Annotated in this window: 15 protein-coding genes; 9 read left to right on the forward strand and 6 right to left on the reverse strand. The window is 73.8% G+C overall.

The genetic code is table 11. From position 1 onward, the window contains the following. Nucleotides 1-21: 21 nt before the first annotated feature. From ACFQRF_RS05175 to ACFQRF_RS05185, 3 genes are all read right to left on the reverse strand, one after another. Nucleotides 22-726, reverse strand: a complete 705-nt coding sequence (locus ACFQRF_RS05175; protein WP_379869293.1) for a carbonic anhydrase — start codon at nucleotides 724-726, stop codon at nucleotides 22-24. 331 nt (nucleotides 727-1,057) lie between these two features. Then, nucleotides 1,058-1,753 carry a GntR family transcriptional regulator gene (locus tag ACFQRF_RS05180; protein WP_379869760.1) on the reverse strand — a complete coding sequence of 232 codons (696 nt, stop codon included), beginning with the start codon at nucleotides 1,751-1,753 and terminating at the stop codon, nucleotides 1,058-1,060. A 103-nt stretch (nucleotides 1,754-1,856) separates the two neighbouring features. After that, nucleotides 1,857-3,080: a molybdopterin molybdotransferase MoeA gene (locus ACFQRF_RS05185; protein ID WP_379869294.1), complete on the reverse strand. Its 1,224-nt coding sequence runs from the start codon at nucleotides 3,078-3,080 to the stop codon at nucleotides 1,857-1,859. A 199-nt stretch (nucleotides 3,081-3,279) separates the two neighbouring features. Here ACFQRF_RS05185 and ACFQRF_RS05190 point away from each other — a divergent pair, with 199 nt between their 5' ends. Continuing rightward, a complete protein-coding gene (locus ACFQRF_RS05190; protein ID WP_379869296.1) occupies nucleotides 3,280-4,284 on the forward strand; it encodes a 2-dehydropantoate 2-reductase in 1,005 nt (334 codons plus the stop codon). Between the two features lie 137 nt (nucleotides 4,285-4,421). On the opposite strand, the gene ACFQRF_RS05195 is transcribed toward ACFQRF_RS05190, so the two are convergent. Continuing rightward, nucleotides 4,422-4,646, reverse strand: coding sequence for a hypothetical protein (locus ACFQRF_RS05195; RefSeq protein WP_379869297.1), 225 nt, complete (start codon nucleotides 4,644-4,646; stop codon nucleotides 4,422-4,424). Between the two features lie 384 nt (nucleotides 4,647-5,030). Here ACFQRF_RS05195 and ACFQRF_RS05200 point away from each other — a divergent pair, with 384 nt between their 5' ends. From ACFQRF_RS05200 to fdhD, 4 genes are all read left to right on the forward strand, one after another. Next, on the forward strand, nucleotides 5,031-7,016 hold the full coding sequence (locus ACFQRF_RS05200; RefSeq protein WP_379869299.1) for a molybdopterin oxidoreductase family protein: 1,986 nt from the start codon (nucleotides 5,031-5,033) through the stop codon (nucleotides 7,014-7,016). A gap of 205 nt (nucleotides 7,017-7,221) precedes the next feature. Continuing rightward, nucleotides 7,222-9,210 (forward strand): NAD(P)H-dependent oxidoreductase subunit E, encoded by a 1,989-nt coding sequence (locus ACFQRF_RS05205; RefSeq protein ID WP_379869300.1) that lies wholly within the window; start codon nucleotides 7,222-7,224, stop codon nucleotides 9,208-9,210. Next, nucleotides 9,207-10,148, forward strand: coding sequence for a 2Fe-2S iron-sulfur cluster-binding protein (locus tag ACFQRF_RS05210; protein WP_379869302.1), 942 nt, complete (start codon nucleotides 9,207-9,209; stop codon nucleotides 10,146-10,148). Before ACFQRF_RS05205 ends, ACFQRF_RS05210 begins: the two co-directional genes overlap by 4 nt. A gap of 150 nt (nucleotides 10,149-10,298) precedes the next feature. Further along, nucleotides 10,299-11,159 carry a formate dehydrogenase accessory sulfurtransferase FdhD gene (gene fdhD / locus ACFQRF_RS05215; RefSeq protein WP_379869303.1) on the forward strand — a complete coding sequence of 287 codons (861 nt, stop codon included), beginning with the start codon at nucleotides 10,299-10,301 and terminating at the stop codon, nucleotides 11,157-11,159. A 39-nt stretch (nucleotides 11,160-11,198) separates the two neighbouring features. Here the strand turns inward: fdhD and ACFQRF_RS05220 are convergent, their stop codons facing one another. Next, on the reverse strand, nucleotides 11,199-11,420 hold the full coding sequence (locus ACFQRF_RS05220) for a winged helix-turn-helix transcriptional regulator (protein WP_379869305.1): 222 nt from the start codon (nucleotides 11,418-11,420) through the stop codon (nucleotides 11,199-11,201). A 16-nt stretch (nucleotides 11,421-11,436) separates the two neighbouring features. Then, nucleotides 11,437-12,183: a FadR/GntR family transcriptional regulator gene (locus ACFQRF_RS05225; RefSeq protein WP_379869306.1), complete on the reverse strand. Its 747-nt coding sequence runs from the start codon at nucleotides 12,181-12,183 to the stop codon at nucleotides 11,437-11,439. A 299-nt stretch (nucleotides 12,184-12,482) separates the two neighbouring features. On the opposite strand from ACFQRF_RS05225, the gene ACFQRF_RS05230 reads away from it, so the two are divergent. The 4 genes from ACFQRF_RS05230 to ACFQRF_RS05245 all read left to right on the forward strand — a co-directional run bounded on the left by ACFQRF_RS05230 (nucleotide 12,483) and on the right by ACFQRF_RS05245 (nucleotide 16,610). Then, nucleotides 12,483-13,223: a (Fe-S)-binding protein gene (locus tag ACFQRF_RS05230; protein ID WP_379869308.1), complete on the forward strand. Its 741-nt coding sequence runs from the start codon at nucleotides 12,483-12,485 to the stop codon at nucleotides 13,221-13,223. Then, nucleotides 13,220-14,695 carry a lactate utilization protein B gene (locus tag ACFQRF_RS05235; RefSeq protein WP_379869310.1) on the forward strand — a complete coding sequence of 492 codons (1,476 nt, stop codon included), beginning with the start codon at nucleotides 13,220-13,222 and terminating at the stop codon, nucleotides 14,693-14,695. The genes ACFQRF_RS05230 and ACFQRF_RS05235 overlap by 4 nt, the downstream gene beginning before the upstream one ends. After that, nucleotides 14,692-15,324 (forward strand): LutC/YkgG family protein, encoded by a 633-nt coding sequence (locus ACFQRF_RS05240; RefSeq protein ID WP_379869311.1) that lies wholly within the window; start codon nucleotides 14,692-14,694, stop codon nucleotides 15,322-15,324. The genes ACFQRF_RS05235 and ACFQRF_RS05240 overlap by 4 nt, the downstream gene beginning before the upstream one ends. A gap of 143 nt (nucleotides 15,325-15,467) precedes the next feature. After that, entirely contained in the window at nucleotides 15,468-16,610 is a 1,143-nt protein-coding gene (locus tag ACFQRF_RS05245; RefSeq protein WP_379869313.1) for a methyltransferase domain-containing protein, read from the forward strand.

Consider the following 16,610-nt stretch of genomic DNA (forward strand, 5'->3'; position numbering starts at 1 on the left):
GCGGCTCGCGCTCCGCCGGAGTCAGTCGAGGAAGTTCACCCGGTAGGTGTCGAGCTCGTAGCGGGCCGCGACGACCCGCAGCGCGCCCGAGGCCACCAGGTCCTTGAGGTCCTCGTCGGCGCGCAGTTCTTCGGCGACGTGCCGGGCGTTGGCGGAGATGCAGGCGTCCACGAAGCCGTCGCCCTCGTCGGGGGTGGCGTCCACCACGGGGAGGATCTGCTCGACCAGGTAGCCGATGTGCCCGTGGGGCGCCTCGCCGCCGTCGTGCACGTCGACGGCGGCGGTGACCGCGCCGCACGAGGAGTGGCCGAGCACCACGACCAGCGGGACGTGCAGGTGCAGGACGCCGTAGCTGATGGTGCCGAGCACCGACTCGTCCAGGACCTCTCCGGCCGCGCGGACGGTGAAGATGTCGCCGAGTCCCTGGTCGAAGACGAGCTCCGGGGGAACGCGCGAGTCGGCGCAGCTCAGGACGATCGCGAAGGGGTGCTGCCCACCGGCGACCTCTTCGCGCCGGGCGCGGGACTCGTCGGGGTGCCGGGAGGCGAATCGCCGCCAGCGCCGGTTGCCCTCCTTCAGCAGCCGCAGCGCGGTCGCGGCGTCACTGACTCGGGGAGTGCCGGCCGGCGCGTCCGCGAGGGCGGTGCCGCCGCCCGCTCCGGCCAGAGCGGCGCCGGTCCCGCCGAGGAACGACGCGCGTAACGCAGAGCGACGAGAGATCGCCATCATTCACCTTTTTCACACCGACCCCACACGGGGGCATCAGCCAACAGAGCGCCAAAAAGCGTTCTCTTCCGGCATTACGGAATGATTGCGCCAAGGTCCCAAAAAGCCCGCCTTCTCGGCGATCCCACGTCCGACGGTGGAGGCTGCGACGAGCGCGCGGAGGAATCCGGCACGGTGGATCGCACATGAGCACACGGGGCTCTGTGACCGCGCCGCACCGCGGCGAAGCGTACACGGAACGTGATCGGCACAGCGGTGTCGACGCGCCCGCGCGTTTCCCGCTCCCTGCGGGCGCGCGGCCGGTCCGGTCCCCCGGTACCGGCGGGCGCGGTCAGCGGGGTCCGGCCGCGCCCACCCCGTCGATCCGCTCGTGGTAGGTGCGCCGGGTGCGCTCGGTGTGCTCGCGCATGAGGCGGGCCGCCTCCCGCTCGTCGCGCTCCTCGATGGCGTCGATCATCCGGGCGTGCTCGTCCCAGGAGGCCCGGCCGCGGGCGCGGGCGATCGGGGCGTAGTACCAGCGGACCCGCCGGTCCACCTGCGCCGCCAGCTCGGCGAGCACCTCATTGCCCGACACCTCGGTCACGCTGCGGTGGAAGTCGGCGTTGGCGGTGACCACCGCCTCCACGTCTCCGGCCTCGACGGCGGCCAGGCCGGCGCGCCACAGGCCCCGCAGCAGCTCGATCTCGGCGGCACCGGCGTTGCGGGCGGCGAGCCGGGCGGACTCCGTCTCCAGCAGCGCGCGCACCGCGAGCAATTGGTCGGCCTCGCTCTCGGTCGGCTGGTGCACGAACGCCCCGTACCCCGGCCGCAGATCCACCCACCCCTCGTTGCTCAACCGCTGCAGCGCCTCACGCACCGGCTGCCGGGACACCCCCAGCCGCAGGGCGAGCTCGCTCTCGACGAGGTGCTGACCGGGGCTCAGTTCCCGGGTGGTGATGAGGTCGAGCAGCGCCTCGTAGACGGCCTCGCGCAGAGGCACCGGGCGCTGGACCCGGCCGGCCAGTGCGGCCTGCGGCTGGGACGACATCCGAGACGACATGCGACACTCCATCCCCGCGGCCCTGGCGCGGCTGCACTGTTTACGGTCCACAGTCTACAAAAGACACAATCGGCCACGCCGGTTCCACCGCTCAGCGCGGCAGCTCCAGCAACTCCACCGGCCCGGCGGTGTCTCCCGGCGGCAGCACGGCGAGGGCGTCGGCCACCGCCACCCCGCGCAGTGCGGCCGGGCCGTCCCCGCCGACCGGCACGGCGTGGCCGTCACGCACCCGCACGGCCACGAGGCGGGTGTCGGCGGGATGCCGGTCGACCTGTGCCGCGAGGCGGGCATGCCGTCCCGCGTGCGCCGGGTCCGGCCGACCCGCCAGCGCGGCCAATGCCGGGACGAGCAGGGTCAGTGCGGCGACCAGCGCGGCGTTGGGGTTGCCCGGCAGGCCGACCACGAGCGGCCCTCCGGGCAGCACGGCCAGCACCTGCGGGTGTCCCGGGCGGCAGGCGACCCCGGCGATGCGGATGTCGGCGCCGAGCGCGTCGAGGGCGTCGCGCAGGTGGTCGGCCGGGCCGGCGGAGGAGGCGCCGCACACCGCGACGACCTCGGTCCACGGATCGGCGGCGGCCGCGCGCAGCTCGGCGACCAGCCCCGCGCGGCCGTCGCCGACGTAGGCGCTGTGGGCCAGGACGCCTCCGGCCCAGCGGACCACTCCGGGCAGCATCGGCCCGATGGCGTCGCGGACCGCGCCCGGCACCGGCAGGCCGGCGGGAAGCACCTCGTCGCCGGTCACCAGTGCGGCGACCCGCGGGCGGCGGACCGGCAGCTCGTCGTGGCCGGTTCCGGCGGCCAGCCCCAGCAGCGCCGGGGTGACGACGGTGCCGGCCGGGGCGAGCACCGCACCCCGCGGCACGGTTTCGCCGCGGCGGCGCACGTGCCGTCCCGGTACGGCCGGGCCGGCGACCCGGTCGCCGGCCCGCTCCGCCCGCTCGTACGGCAGCACCGCGACGGTTCCGGCGGGCACCGGCGCTCCGGTGGCGATCTCGACCGCCTCGGCGGGGCGCAGCCGGTCCACCCGGTTCGGCCGCCCGGCGAGCACCCGGCCGACCACCCGCCACGGTCCCCGGCCGGCCACCGCGTAGCCGTCCATGGCGGCGGTGTCGGTGCCGGGGACCGCAACGCGCGCGGTCACGGCGGCGGCGAGCGCGGCCCCCGGCGCCTCGGCGAGCGGGAGGTGGGTGACGGGTGCGTCCCGGGCGCCGGAGGCGAGATGAGCGGTCGCGAGCTCGCGGGCGGCCTCGCGAGCCCGCGACCACGTCATGGCGCGGCGCCGGACGGGCACCGCGTGGGCGGTGGCGAGTGACATGGGGGTCTCCACCGGTTCTCCCTTCGCCGCTCGGGCGGACGGCGCGGCCACGGACCGGGCGGAGCCGGTGAGAAGAACCGGGTTTGTTGCCGTTCTCTCGGCTTCGGCGGTTCCTTCTGCCGGCCGCCCATCGGCGCGGCCACGAACACGTTTTTAGCATACTGTATACAGCATTCCCTAGTTTTGGGAGGGAAGACCCATGCGGACAGCCATCCTGGGCGCCGGGGCCATCGGCGCCTACATGGGAGCCGCGCTCGCGCGCGGCGGAGCAGAGGTGCACCTCGTCGCGCGCGGCGCTCACCTCGACGCGCTGCGCGCGAACGGGGTACGGGTGATCAGCCCGCGCGGCGACTTCCACGTCCGCCCGCACGCCACCGACGACCCCCGCGACATCGGGCCGGTGGACGTGGTCGTCCTCGGTTTCAAGGCCCAGCACTACGCCGGCTGCGGACCGCTGCTGCGGCCGCTGCTCGGCCCGGCGACCGCGGTGGTCGCCGCACAGAACGGCATCCCCTGGTGGTACTTCCACGGCGTCGAGGGCCCGCTGGCGGGCCGCCGGGTGACCAGCGTGGACCCGGACGGGGCGGTCAGCCGCGCCATCCCGGTGGAGCGCGCCATCGGCTGCGTCGTCTACGCCGCCACTGAGATCGCCGCGCCGGGGGTGATCCGGCACATGGAGGGCACCCGGTTCTCCATCGGCGAGCCCGACGGCAGCGACTCCGCGCGCTGCCGGGACTTCAGCGCGGCGATGGTCGCGGGCGGCCTGAAATGCCCGATCGAACGCGACCTGCGCCGCGACATCTGGATCAAGCTCATGGGCAACATCGCGTTCAACCCGCTGAGCGCGCTCACCCGCTCGACCATGGCGGAGATCTGCCGGGACCCGATCGCCCGGGAGCTCGCCGAGACCATGATGCGCGAGGCCCTGGAGGTCGCCGCGCGGCTCGGCGTGGAGACCGGGATCTCGGTGGAACGCCGCCTGGCGGGCGCCGAACGGGCCGGCGACCACCGCACGTCCTCCCTGCACGACGTGGAGCGCGGCCGCCCGATGGAACTCGACGCGATCCTGACCGCCGTGGTCGAGCTCGCCGACCTCACCGGCGCGCGCGTCCCCGCGCTGCGCATCGTCAACGCCGTCGCCTCCCGGCTCAACGCGCGTCTTGCGGCGGCCGCGGCGACCGCCCCGCTGGCCTCCGCGGGCTGACGCCGGCGCCCCGAGCGCCCTTGCCCGTGTCCTCCGTCCACACGACGAACGCCCACCACGGCCGCGTGGACCGTGGTGGGCGCGTCACTCTCGGAGCTAGGCGTCCGAGCTGGAACCGGGCTGAGACCGGCGGGGCATTACCACCAGCCACCCCAGCCGCCCCAGCCGCCGTCCCAGCCCCAGCCGCCCCAGCCGCCCCAGCCGCCCCAGCCCCAGCCGTCCCAGCCGCCCCAGCCCCAGCCCCAGCCGGCGGTCGCGACGTCGAGGCCGAACGGCTCGGCCATGGCCATGGTCGGCAGGCCCAGAACAAGGGCGGGAGCCAGAATGCCGGTCGCGATGATTCGGCGCGCAGTCTTCTTCATGGAAATCGAACCTCCAAGGAAGATGACCTGGCGATCTGCCAAGTCCGGGCCCGTGGTACGGAGCCCGCGCCGTGCGGCACCTTCCCTCGCCGCCGGCGCCACTCCGGGGCCGTCTCCACCCATGCTTCACGGCAGGGCGCCAAGAGTGAACACGCCGTCTTCCCACCGTCGGCCAAACCGGCGCGCCGTGGGTAAACCGGTTTTGACTCCTCCCCGTGCGACCTTCGGGAAATCATCAAGTGACCACGATCACGCGCTCGCCTTGTTACTCAGCGCAATAAGGAATACTGTAGACAGTATTATCCGTGGCGTTTCCGCCGAGCCCGACCCCGCCGGGCGCGATTCCCCAGTCCCCGCCATCGGCCACGACCAAGCGAGGCTCCGATGCGACCAGACAAGTTCACCGCTCCCTACCAGCGCCTCACCCAGCCCCTCGTCCGCGAGGACGGCGAACTCCGCCCCGCCTCCTGGACGGAGGCCCTCGACCGGGCGGCGGAGGGCTTCGCCCGCAACGTCCGCCGGCACGGCCCGGACGCGTTCGGCATGCTGTCCTGCGCCCGAGCCACCAACGAGATGAACTACGTGGCGCAGAAGTTCGCCCGCGCCGTCATCGGCACCAACAACGTCGACTCCTGCAACCGCACCTGCCACGCGCCGAGCGTGGCCGGCCTGTCGGCCGCCTTCGGCTCCGGCGGCGGCACGTCCTCTTACCAGGAGATCGAGGACACCGACCTCATCATCCTGTGGGGCGGCAACCCCCGGTTCGCGCACCCGATCTTCTTCCAGCACGTGCTCAAGGGCGTGCACAACGGCGCCCGGCTGTTCGTGGTCGACCCTCGGCGCACCTCCTCGGCGGAGTGGGCGGACCGCTGGCTCGGCCTGAACGTGGGCACCGACATCCCGCTGGCGCACGCCATCGGCCGCGAGATCATCCACGCCGGGCTGACCAACGAGACGTTCGTCAGCCGCGGCACCAGCGGGTTCGAGGAGTACCGCGCCCTGGTCGAGCCGTGGACGCTGGCCGCCGCGGAGGCCGAGACCGGCGTCCCGGCCGAGGCCATCCGCGAACTCGCACACGCCTACGCCCTCGCCGAGCGCGCCCAGATGTGCTGGACCCTGGGCATCACCGAGCACCACAACGCCACCGACAACGTCCGCGCGCTGATCAACCTGGCGCTGCTCACGGGGCACGTCGGCCGCTACGGCTCCGGACTCAACCCGCTGCGCGGCCAGAACAACGTGCAGGGCGGCGGCGACATGGGGGCCATCCCCAACCGGCTCACCGGCTTCCAGGACATCCTGGACCCGGAGGCGCGCGGGCGGTTCGAGGCGGCCTGGGGGCGTGCGATCCAGCCCCGGTACGGCATGACCCTCACCCAGATGTTCGAGGGGATGGACGAGGGCGAGCTGCGCGCCCTGTACATCATCGGGGAGAACCCGGTGCAGTCGGAGCCGGAGACGGAGAAGACGCTCCGGCGGCTGCGGGCGCTGGACCATCTCGTCGTGCAGGACATCTTCCTGACGCGCACCGCGGAGCTCGCCGACGTCGTCCTGCCGGCCAGCGCCTCCTGGTGCGAGTCGGACGGCACCTTCACCAACAGCGAGCGGCGCGTCCAGCTCGTGCGCAAGGCGCTGGACCCGCCGCCGGGCGCGCGCGACGACATCCACATCCTCTGCGACCTCGCCAACCGGCTCGGGTACGACTGGTCCTATCCGACGGCCGAGGAGGTCTGGAACGAGCTGCGCGCGCTCTCTCCCATGCACCGCGGCATGAGCTACCAGCGGCTGGCCGAACTGCAGGGGATCCAGTGGCCCTGCTACTCCGAGGACACGCTGGAGCCCAGCTACCTGCACGCCCGGCTGTGGGAGGAGGATCCGGAGCGCCGCGGCGAGCCGGCGCCGTTCGGGCTGGTGGGGCACTCCCCGCCGGTCGATCTGCTGGACGAGGAGTACCCGTTCCGGCTGACGACCGGTCGGCGGCTGGACGACTACAACACCGGCGTGCAGACCAGCGGCTTCTCCTCGCCGCTGCGCCGCGGCGAACTGCTGGACATCTCGCCCGAGGACGCCGCGGCGCTGGGCGTGCGTGACGGGGAGACGGTGCGCGTCTCCTCACGCCGCGGCTCGGTGCTGGTGCCGGCGTCGGTGACCCGCTCGATGCGGCCCGGCCTGGTGTTCATGACCTTCCACTTCCCCGACCAGGTGGACACCCAGTTGCTCACGCTGGACGCGACGGATCCGATCGCCGGGACCGCGGAGTACAAGGCGGCGGCGGTCCGCATCGAGCGCGTCGCCGGGCCGGACCCGGCGAGCGCCGCGGCGGGCACGGAGGCGCCGCCGTCGGAGCGGCCGCTCTCGGCCCCCGCCTGAGGATCGGCCGGCCCGGAGCGAGCCCGCTCCGGGCCGGCATCTCGGGGCTTGCCGCACCGGCATCGATCGCATACTGTAGCCCATATACACAAAAGTGTGATCTAGGCAACAAGAATTCACGGGCTCTCCGTTTCCCTCCCTCTCCTTCCCCCCTCCCCGTCCGCCCGAGCGCGTCCGACACGACTGATTTCGAGGTGACCGGCACGTGGACCTTCGCTTCCTGGATGCTCCCCCCACCGACGCGGAGCGCGACGCCGTCGACGCCGTCCTGGGCCCCGCGGAGTCCGGCTGGGACGGCGGCCGGCGCCAGGCGGCCGACCTGCGCTACGCGCGCGGCGGCCACGCCGCCCGGGACCGCCGCGACCTGCTGCTCCCCGCGCTGCACGCCGTGAACGACCGGATCGGCTGGATCAGTCCGGCCGCCCTCGACTACATCTGCCGCCGGCTGACCGTGCCACCCGCCGAGGCGTACGGGGTGGCCACCTTCTACGCCATGTTCGCCGTGCACGAGCGCCCGCGCCGGGTGGTGCACGTGTGCACCGACATCGCCTGCGCGGCGCGCGGCGCCGACCGGCTGCGCGCCGATCTCGCCGAACGCGCCGGGCCGCCCGGCGGCACCGACGGCGAGGTCGTGTGGCACGAGAGCCCCTGCCTGGGCCTGTGCGAACGGGCGCCGGCCGCGCTCGCCCTGGAGGCCGGCGCGCCGCCGCGCTTCGCGGTCGCCGCGCCGGTCACCGCCGCCGGACTGGACCGGCTGACCGGCTCGGCCGGCGCCCCGGCCGACGCACCGCCCGCCACCGCCAACGGGCACCGTCCGTCCGGCGCCACCACCTTCGCGCGCGAGCCGCTGGCCGGCGGCAGCGCCGAACCTCCGGCGCACGCCTCGGTCCCGCAGGCCGGTGATCCGGGGCTGGTGCTGCTGCGCCGGGTCGGCGTCGTCGATCCCGAGAGCCTGGACGACTACCGGGCGAACGGAGGATATGCGGCCCTGCGCGAGGCGCTGCGGCTCGGGCCCGCCGGGGTGATCCGCGAAGTGCTCGACGCCGGCCTCGTCGGCCGCGGCGGCGCCGCCTTCCCCACCGGCCGCAAGTGGGAGGGCACCGCGCGCCAGCCCGACACCCCGCACTACGTGGTGTGCAACGCCGACGAGAGCGAGCCCGGCACGTTCAAGGACCGGGTGATCATGGAGGGCGACCCGTTCTCGCTCATCGAGGCCATGACGATCGCCGGGTACGCCAACGCCGCCCAGAAGGGGTACCTGTACATCCGCGGTGAGTACCCGCGCGCGCTGTCGCTGCTGGAGAACGCGATCGCGCGGGCGCGCGAGCGCAACCTCCTCGGGCGCGACATCCTGGGCTCCGGCTTCGACTTCGACATCGAGATCCGGCGCGGCGCCGGCGCCTACATCTGCGGCGAGGAGACCGCGATCTTCAACTCGATCGAGGGACGGCGTGGGGAGCCGCGCAGCAAACCGCCCTTCCCCGTCGAACGCGGCCTGTTCGGCAAGCCGACCACGATCAACAACGTCGAGACGCTGGTCAACGTGCTGCCCATCATGCTGATGGGCGGTCCGGCCTACGCCGGGATCGGCACCGGCCGCTCCACCGGCCCCAAACTGTTCTGCGTCTCCGGCACGGTCCGCCGGCCCGGCGTCTACGAGCTGCCGTTCGGCGCGACGCTGCGCGAACTCCTCGACCTCGCGGGCGGGACCCCGAACGGGGCGCCGCCACGTGCCGTGCTGCTCGGCGGCGCGGCCGGGGGCTTCGTGCGCGGCGACGAGCTCGACATCCCGCTCACCTTCGAGGGCGCCCGCGAGGCCGGGGCCACCCTCGGTTCCGGTGTGGTCCTGGTGCTGGACGAGACCGTGGACCTGCCCGCCATCCTGGTGCGCATCGCCGCGTTCTTCCGCGACGAGTCGTGCGGCCAGTGCGTGCCGTGCCGGGTGGGCACCGTACGCCAGGAGGAGGCGCTGCGGCGGCTCTCCCAGGGCGTCGGAGCCCGGCGCACCGACCTGACGCTGCTGCGCGACGTGGGGGCGGCCATGCGGGACGCCTCCATCTGCGGCCTCGGCCAGACCGCCTGGAACGCCGTGGAATCGGCGATCGACCGGCTCGGGGTGTTCGCCACCGCGCCGGCGACCGTACCCGCCGCGGACGCCCCGTCCGCCGCCCCAGTTGCCAAGGAGGACCGTTGAGCACCCCTGTCCCGCTCGCGCCGCCCCGGCGCCTCGTCGACGTCACGGTCGACGGCCGCGAGGTGCGCGTCCCCGAGGGCGCGACCATCCTCGACGCCTGCGCCACGACGGGCATCGACGTGCCCACGCTCTGCTACGGCGACACGCTCACCCCCAAGAACGCCTGCCGTGTCTGCGTGGTCGAGATCGAGGGCGCCCGGACACTGGCGCCCGCCTGTTCCCGGGCGGTCGAGCCGGGGATGGCCGTGCGCACCGACTCCGAGCGGGTCCGGCACAGCCGCCGGATGGTGCTGGAGCTGCTGGGGTCGTCGGTGGACCTGTCGACGACGCCGGACGTGCCGGAGTGGATGGCGCGCTACGACGCCCGCCCCGAACGGTTCGGGCCGCGCGCCGAACCGGCGGCGCTCGGCGAGCGCGACGCCCGCCACGCGGGCTCGCACGAGGTTCCCGACGGCACGGCCGCCGCCACGGTCGAGCAGCCGGCCAAGGTGGACAACGACCTCTACGTGCGCGACTACGGCAAGTGCATCATGTGCTACAAGTGCGTGGACGCCTGCGGTGAGCAGTGGCAGAACACCTTCGCGATCGGGGTGGCCGGCCGCGGGTTCGACGCGCGCATCTCCACCGAGCACGACGTCGCGCTGCCGGACTCCGCCTGCGTCTACTGCGGCAACTGCATCGAGGTGTGCCCGACCGGCGCGCTCTCCTTCCGCACCGAGTTCGACATGCGCGCCGAGGGCACGTGGGACGAGGAGCGGCAGACGCGGACCACCACCGTGTGCACCTACTGCGGTGTCGGCTGCAACGTGACGCTGCACGTCCAGGAGAACGAAATCGTGAAGGTCACCTCGCCGCACGACAATCCCGTGACGCACGGCAACCTGTGCATCAAGGGCCGGTTCGGGTTCCAGCACGTACAGCAACGGCGCCGCGACTGACCAGGGCGGCGGCCCCGCGCCGGACATGTCCGGTGACACATGAATGAACAGGCGTCACTCCGGGAATCTGATTCGGGGCTTGGCGGCGCCCGGCCGTCGGGTGTTGACTGTCCGTCGAGGCTCGGAAGCGGCGCCGGAAAGGCGGAGATCATGGGACGGGTCACGGTCCGTGAGAAGGTTCTCCGGATCCGGGGGGCGGCGGTCAGCGGCCGCGTCGACACGCTGGTGGTCGAGGAGCCCCTGGAGATCCGGCTCAACGGTGATCCCCTCACCGTCACGATGCGCACGCCGGGGAACGACTTCGACCTCGCGGCCGGGTTCCTGGTGAGCGAGGGCGTCATCACCCGCGCCGCCGACATCGCCGCGATCCGCTACTGCGCGGGCGCCACCGAGGACGGCTCCAACACCTACAACGTGCTCGACGTGTCGCTCGCGCCGGGGGTGGCGATGCCGGAGACGTCGCTGGAACGCAATTTCTACACCACGTCCTCGTGCGGACTGTGCGGCAAGGCCAGCCTGGAGGCGGTGCGCACCGTCGCACGTTTCTCGGTGGCCGAGGATCCGGTGCGCTTCGACGTCGCGACGCTGGCGGCCATGCCGGACCGGCTGCGCGAGGCGCAGCGGGTGTTCGACCGCACCGGCGGGCTGCACGCCGCGGGGCTGTTCACCCCCTCGGGCGAACTGCTCGCGGTACGCGAGGACGTCGGCCGCCATAACGCGGTCGACAAGCTGATCGGGTGGGCGGTCCGGCAGGACCGGCTGCCGCTGCGCGGCACCGGTCTCCTGGTGTCGGGGCGGGCCAGCTTCGAGCTGGCGCAGAAGGCGCTGATGGCCGGGCTGCCCCTGCTCGCGGCCGTGTCGGCGCCGTCGTCCCTGGCGGTCGATCTGGCCGCCGACTCCGGGCTCGCCCTCGTGGGGTTCCTCCGCGGCCCCTCGATGAACGTCTACGCCGGCCGGCACCGGATCGACCTGGAGACGGCGTCCCTGACGCCGATGGCGGCCCCAGGCTGATCGCCGGCTCAGCCGTAGGCGCGGGATCGGCCGGCGCCTTCAGCCCCCTGCGCCGGCCGATCCTGAACGCACGCGCTGCGCTCCGTGGGCCGCGCGCGCCGCGTCGATGTCGGCCATGTGCCGCTCGGCCCACGCGGTCACCGCCCGCAGGCTCTCCCCCAGTGGGGTGAGCGCGTAGTCGACGCGGGCGGGCACGCTCGCGGTGACCGATCTGCGCACCAGGCCGTCGCGCTCCAGGCCGCGCAGCGTCTGGGTGAGCATCTTCGGGCTGGCCGCGTCACGAAAAGTCGTCCAGGTGCGCCCGCAGCCAGTTCTCCACCTCCAGCACGTGGACGGTGGCGGCGGCCTGCGCGGCGGCCGGGTCGCGGGCGGCGAGCGCGCGGTGAATGCGCTCGTGGTCCTCGCGAAGCCGGCCGGTGAGACCGGCCCGCTGGTGGCCGCGCCAGACCCGGGACCGGAAGGTGTGCGACGACAGGCCGGCGTTGACGGCGGCCAGCGTGGCGTTGCCGGTCGTCTCCACGATCGCCTGGTGGAAGGCGAGGTCGGCGGCGACGGTGCGCTCCAGGCTCTCGCCGTCGGCGATGTCGGCAAGCAGCGCGCCGATGTGGGCCAGCCGCTCGTCGTCCATCCGGGCGGCGGCCAGCGCGGTCGCGGCCGGCTCCAGCATGCGGCGGACCTGCAGCACCTCCACCAGGGTCTCGCCACGGGAGATCTCGGCGAGCACCCCGAAGGTCTCCAGCAGGTCGCCCGGGCGCAGCGCGGTCACGTAGACGCCGGCGCCGTGCCGGGCCTGCAGGACGCCGAGCGTGGTGAGCGCCCGGATGGCCTCGCGCATGGAGCTGCGGGACAGGCCCAGCTCGGCGGAGAGCTCCCGTTCGGTGGGCAGCCGCTCGCCGGGGCGCAGGACGCCCTCGGCGATCATCGACTTGATCCGCTCGATCGCGCGCTGGGTGACCGACGTCCGGCCGGGCTCGGTGGTCACCGCGCCCGGCGCGCGCTTGCCTGGATCGTCGGGTGTGGTCACGGGTGCTCACTCCTCACTGGTGCCCGGCGGGCGGCGGCCGTCCGGCGGCCGGAACGCGCTCGGGTCCGGGCCCCGGACGGTGCCCGGCTGGGACCATCCTGGCACCGCGCGGCGAGCGGCGCGGCGTGTCATCAGACCAATCTACGTGCGTTCGGGACGCAACCGGGTTAGTATCCCCCGAAGAGCACCGTTCGCCACGCACTCTCGCCCGAGTCCTCCGACCAATCGCCGGGCGAGACGCGGTGGCGGCGGCGCTCCGGAGGGGGCCGGCGGGCCCCGGTGCCGGAGACGAGGAGCCCATGCGCGTCGCGCTGTTCATCACCTGCCTCAACGACACGCTGTTCCCGCGCACCGGGCAGGCGGTGGTCCGGCTGCTGGAAAGGCTGGGGCACGAGGTGGTGTTCCCGGCCGCCCAGACGTGCTGCGGCCAGATGCACTACAACACCGGTTACCGTCGCGAGGCGCAGCGCCTGGCCGTGCGGTTCGTGCGGACCTTCGCCGACTGCGACGTCGTGCTGGCGCCATCGGGGTCCTGCGCTGGCATGATCCGCGAGAACTACGCCCGCCTGGCCGAACCGGGCAGCCGGCTGCACGGCGCGGTCACGGAGGTCGCCCCCCGGGTCGTCGACCTGTCCGAGCTGCTGGTGGACGTCCTGGGGGTCACCGACGTCGGCGCCTACTTCCCGCACCGCGTCACCTACCACCCCACCTGCCACGGCCTGCGGCTGCTCCGGCTCGGCGACCGCCCGCAGCGGCTGCTGCGCGCCGTGCGCGGGCTGGACCTGGTCGAACTGGCCGGCGCCGAGGAGTGCTGCGGCTTCGGCGGCACCTTCGCGGTGAAGAATCCCGACGTCTCGGCCGCGATGGCGGCGGACAAGGCCCGGCACACCGTCGACACCGGCGCCGAGGTGCTGTGCGCGGTGGACAACTCCTGCCTTATGCACATCGGCGGGACCCTGGAGCGGCAGCGCGCCGGTGTGCGGGTCCTGCACCTGGCCGAGATCCTGGCCTCGACCGAAGAGGAGCCCGCGAAACCGTGAGCGCCACGTTCGTCGGCATGCCCGCGTTCCCGGACGCCGCCCGCGCGGCGACCGGAAACGCCCAGCTCCGGCACAACCTGCGCAAGGCCACCCGCACGATCCGCGACCGGCGGCGCGCCGTCGTCGACGAACTGGACGACTGGCCGCGGCTGCGCGACGCGGGCCGGGCGGTCAAGGACCGCGTCCTGCGTCACCTCGACCATTACCTGGAGCGGCTGGAGGAGACGGTGACCGCCGCCGGCGGGCAGGTGCACTGGGCGGCCGACGCCGCGGAGGCCAACGCCATCGTCACCGACCTGGTGCGCGCCACCGGGGAGAGCGAGGTGGTCAAGGTCAAGTCCATGGCCACTCAGGAGATCGGGCTCAACGAGGCGCTCGCCGCCGCCGGTATCGCCGCGTACGAGACGGACCTCGCCGAGCTGATCGTGCAGCTCGGCGAGGACCTGCCGTCCCACATCCTGGTGCCGGCGATCCACCGCAACCGGTCGGAGATCCGGGAGATCTTCCGGCGCACCATGGGCGAGTGGGGGGTGCCGGCGCCCGACGATCTCACCGACGAACCGGCGGCGCTGACCGAGGCCGCCCGCCGCCATCTGCGCGAGAAGTTCCTGTCCGCGCGCGTCGCCGTCTCCGGCGCGAACTTCGCGGTCGCCGAGACCGGCAGCCTGGTGGTGCTGGAGTCGGAGGGCAACGGGCGGATGTGCCTCACCCTGCCCCGCACGCTGATCTCGGTGGTGGGCATCGAGAAGATCGTGCCGACCTGGGCCGACCTGGAGGTCTTCCTGCAGCTGCTGCCGCGCTCCTCCACCGGGGAGCGCATGAACCCCTACACCTCCATCTGGACCGGGGTGACGCCCGGCGACGGCCCGGAGGAGTTCCACCTGGTGCTGCTGGACAACGGGCGCAGCGCGGCGCTGGCCGACACGGTCGGCCGGCAGGCGCTGCGCTGCATCCGCTGCTCGGCCTGCCTGAACATCTGCCCGGTCTACGAGCGCACCGGCGGGCACGCCTACGGCTCGGTCTACCCGGGGCCGATCGGCGCGATCCTCACGCCGCTGCTGCGCGGTACCGCGGCCGAACCGGAGGCCTCCCTCCCGTACGCCTCGTCGCTGTGCGGGGCGTGCTACGAGGTGTGCCCGGTCGCCATCGACATTCCCGAAGTCCTCGTCCACCTGCGGGAACGCGTCGCCTCGAGCGGCGGGCACCCCGGCGAGCGGGCCGCCATGGGCGCCGCGGGCTGGGTGCTCAACGACGACCGGCGGCTCGGCGCCGCCCAGTGGGCCGCCGGCCGGGTCCGCGGCATGGTGCCGCGGCGGCTGCCCGGCCCGGGCGCCGCCTGGACCGACACCCGGGACCTTCCGGAGATCCCCGCCGCCTCGTTCCGCGACTGGTGGGCCGCGCGGGAACGGGACGGCGAACCCGGCACGGGCGGGTCGGCGGACGGGCGCGGCCGGACGGAGGACGGCCGGTGAGCGGGTCGCGGGAACGCGTCCTGGCGCGGGTGCGGGCCGCCCTGGCGGACGTGCCCCGTGACGAGCGCCCCGGCGATGTAGCGGTGCCGCGCGACTACGCCCGCGAGCACGGCCAGGGCGAGCTGATCCCGGTGCTCACCGACCGGCTGCTCGACTACCGGGCGCAGGTGCACCAGGTGACCGCCGCGGAGCTGCCGGGCGCGATCGCCGCCGCCCTGGCCCGGCGCGGTGCCGCCCGCGTGGTGGTCCCGCCCGGCCTGCCGGAGGAATGGCGGGCCGAGTCCGGTGCGGTCACGGTCCCGGACCGCCCGCTGGACGTGGCCGAGCTGGACGCGGTGGACGGCGTCCTGACGGGCTGCGCGGTGGCGATCGCCGAGACCGGCACCATCGTGCTGGACGCGGGCCCGGACCAGGGCCGCCGCGCCATCACCCTGGTGCCCGACTACCACCTGTGCGTGGTCCCCGTGGACCGGGTCGTCGCGAGCGTCCCGCAGGCGCTGCCCAGGCTCGACCCGCGCCGCCCGCTCACCTGGATCAGCGGCCCGTCGGCCACCAGCGACATCGAGCTCGACCGGGTCGAGGGGGTGCACGGGCCCCGGACGCTGGAGGTGCTGATCGTGGCGGGGTGAGGCCGCACCGGCGGGCGCCCGCACCGGATCGGTCCGCAAAAGCCGCATACCCCCCGCGGACCTGGGGTTCCAGCCCGGCGCACGGTGGCCGGGACCGGCCGTTTCCGCTGACAGCCCGGTGATCATCCGGCTACCGTCGGCGCATGGCATCCCCTGGACCCGATGACCTCGCCGTCCTGGCCCGGAGTCCCGAGTGGGCCGCGGCCTTCCGCGAGGTCCCCCGTGAGTACTTCATCCCGGACGTGGCGGAGGCCAGCTTCATGACCGGCGAACCGAGCCGGTGGATCGACCGCCGTGCCGATCCCGATGACTGGCGGGCCGCCGTGTACGCCGACTCCACGATCCTCACCCAGATCGACGACGGGAACACACCGCTCACCGAGGAGACGTACCGGCCGGGCCTGACCCTGCCGTCCAGCTCCAACAGCGCCCCCAGCCTCGTCGCCCGTCTCCTGCACCTGCTGGACCCCTATCCGGGTGACCGGGTGCTGGAGATCGGCACCGGGACCGGCTGGACGGCGGCGCTGCTCGCCGCCCGGCTCGGCGACGGCAATGTCACCACGGTCGAGATCGACCCGGCCGTGGCCGAGAGCGCGGCGCAGAACCTGAAACGCGTCGACCTGGCCCCGAACGTGATCGTCGCCGACGGCACCGGCGGCTGGCCGGACGGTGCCCCCTACGACCGGGTGCACGTCACCTGCGGTGTCGCATCGATCCCGTACGCCTGGGTGGCGCAGACCCGCCCCGGTGGCGTCCTCGTCATGCCGTGGATGCACGAGGGCCGGGGCGGCGGCCACACGGTGGCGCTAACGGTCACCGGGGAGGAGGCGGTCGGGCGGTTCCACGGATTGAACGCGTACATGATGCTGCGTGGTCAACGGGAGCCCATGCGGTCGATCGACGGCGAGGACCGGGAGTCCACCGGAACGGTCGATCCGCGGCGCATCGCGCGCGGTGGGCCGGGGCTCACACTGGCGCTCGCCGGGCTGCTGCCCAACGTCAGGATCTTCGCCGAAGAAGACGCGCGGACGGACGGCTCCGTGCGAGGTGTGGCCCGGGAACGCGCACCTGGCGAATCGTGGGCCCGGGTCGACTACTGGCCGGCGGAACATCGCTCCGAGGTCGTCCAGACCGGCCCGCGCAACCTGTGGGACGAGGTCGAGGCCGGCTACCTGACCTGGCTCCGGTGGGGGGCACCCTCCGAGGAGCGTTTCGGACTCGCCGTCACCCCGGACGGACAGTACGTGTGGCTGGACCGGCCGGACAACCGCCTGGATGGGGAGTGA

The sequence above is a fragment of the Marinactinospora rubrisoli genome (genome assembly GCF_042664915.1).
GTDB classification, from domain to species: domain Bacteria; phylum Actinomycetota; class Actinomycetes; order Streptosporangiales; family Streptosporangiaceae; genus Marinitenerispora; species Marinitenerispora rubrisoli.

Coding starts and splice junctions, on each gene's coding strand:
- fdhD (WP_379869303.1), top strand. CDS start 10,299: ATGGGACGGGTCACGGTCCGTGAGAAGGTTCTCCGGATCCGGGGGGCG.
- ACFQRF_RS05180 (WP_379869760.1), bottom strand. CDS start 1,753: ATGTCGTCCCAGCCGCAGGCCGCACTGGCCGGCCGGGTCCAGCGCCCG.
- ACFQRF_RS05230 (WP_379869308.1), top strand. CDS start 12,483: ATGCGCGTCGCGCTGTTCATCACCTGCCTCAACGACACGCTGTTCCCG.
- ACFQRF_RS05190 (WP_379869296.1), top strand. CDS start 3,280: ATGCGGACAGCCATCCTGGGCGCCGGGGCCATCGGCGCCTACATGGGA.
- ACFQRF_RS05220 (WP_379869305.1), bottom strand. CDS start 11,420: ATGCTCACCCAGACGCTGCGCGGCCTGGAGCGCGACGGCCTGGTGCGC.
- ACFQRF_RS05245 (WP_379869313.1), top strand. CDS start 15,468: ATGGCATCCCCTGGACCCGATGACCTCGCCGTCCTGGCCCGGAGTCCC.
- ACFQRF_RS05195 (WP_379869297.1), bottom strand. CDS start 4,646: ATGAAGAAGACTGCGCGCCGAATCATCGCGACCGGCATTCTGGCTCCC.
- ACFQRF_RS05200 (WP_379869299.1), top strand. CDS start 5,031: ATGCGACCAGACAAGTTCACCGCTCCCTACCAGCGCCTCACCCAGCCC.
- ACFQRF_RS05175 (WP_379869293.1), bottom strand. CDS start 726: ATGGCGATCTCTCGTCGCTCTGCGTTACGCGCGTCGTTCCTCGGCGGG.
- ACFQRF_RS05185 (WP_379869294.1), bottom strand. CDS start 3,080: ATGTCACTCGCCACCGCCCACGCGGTGCCCGTCCGGCGCCGCGCCATG.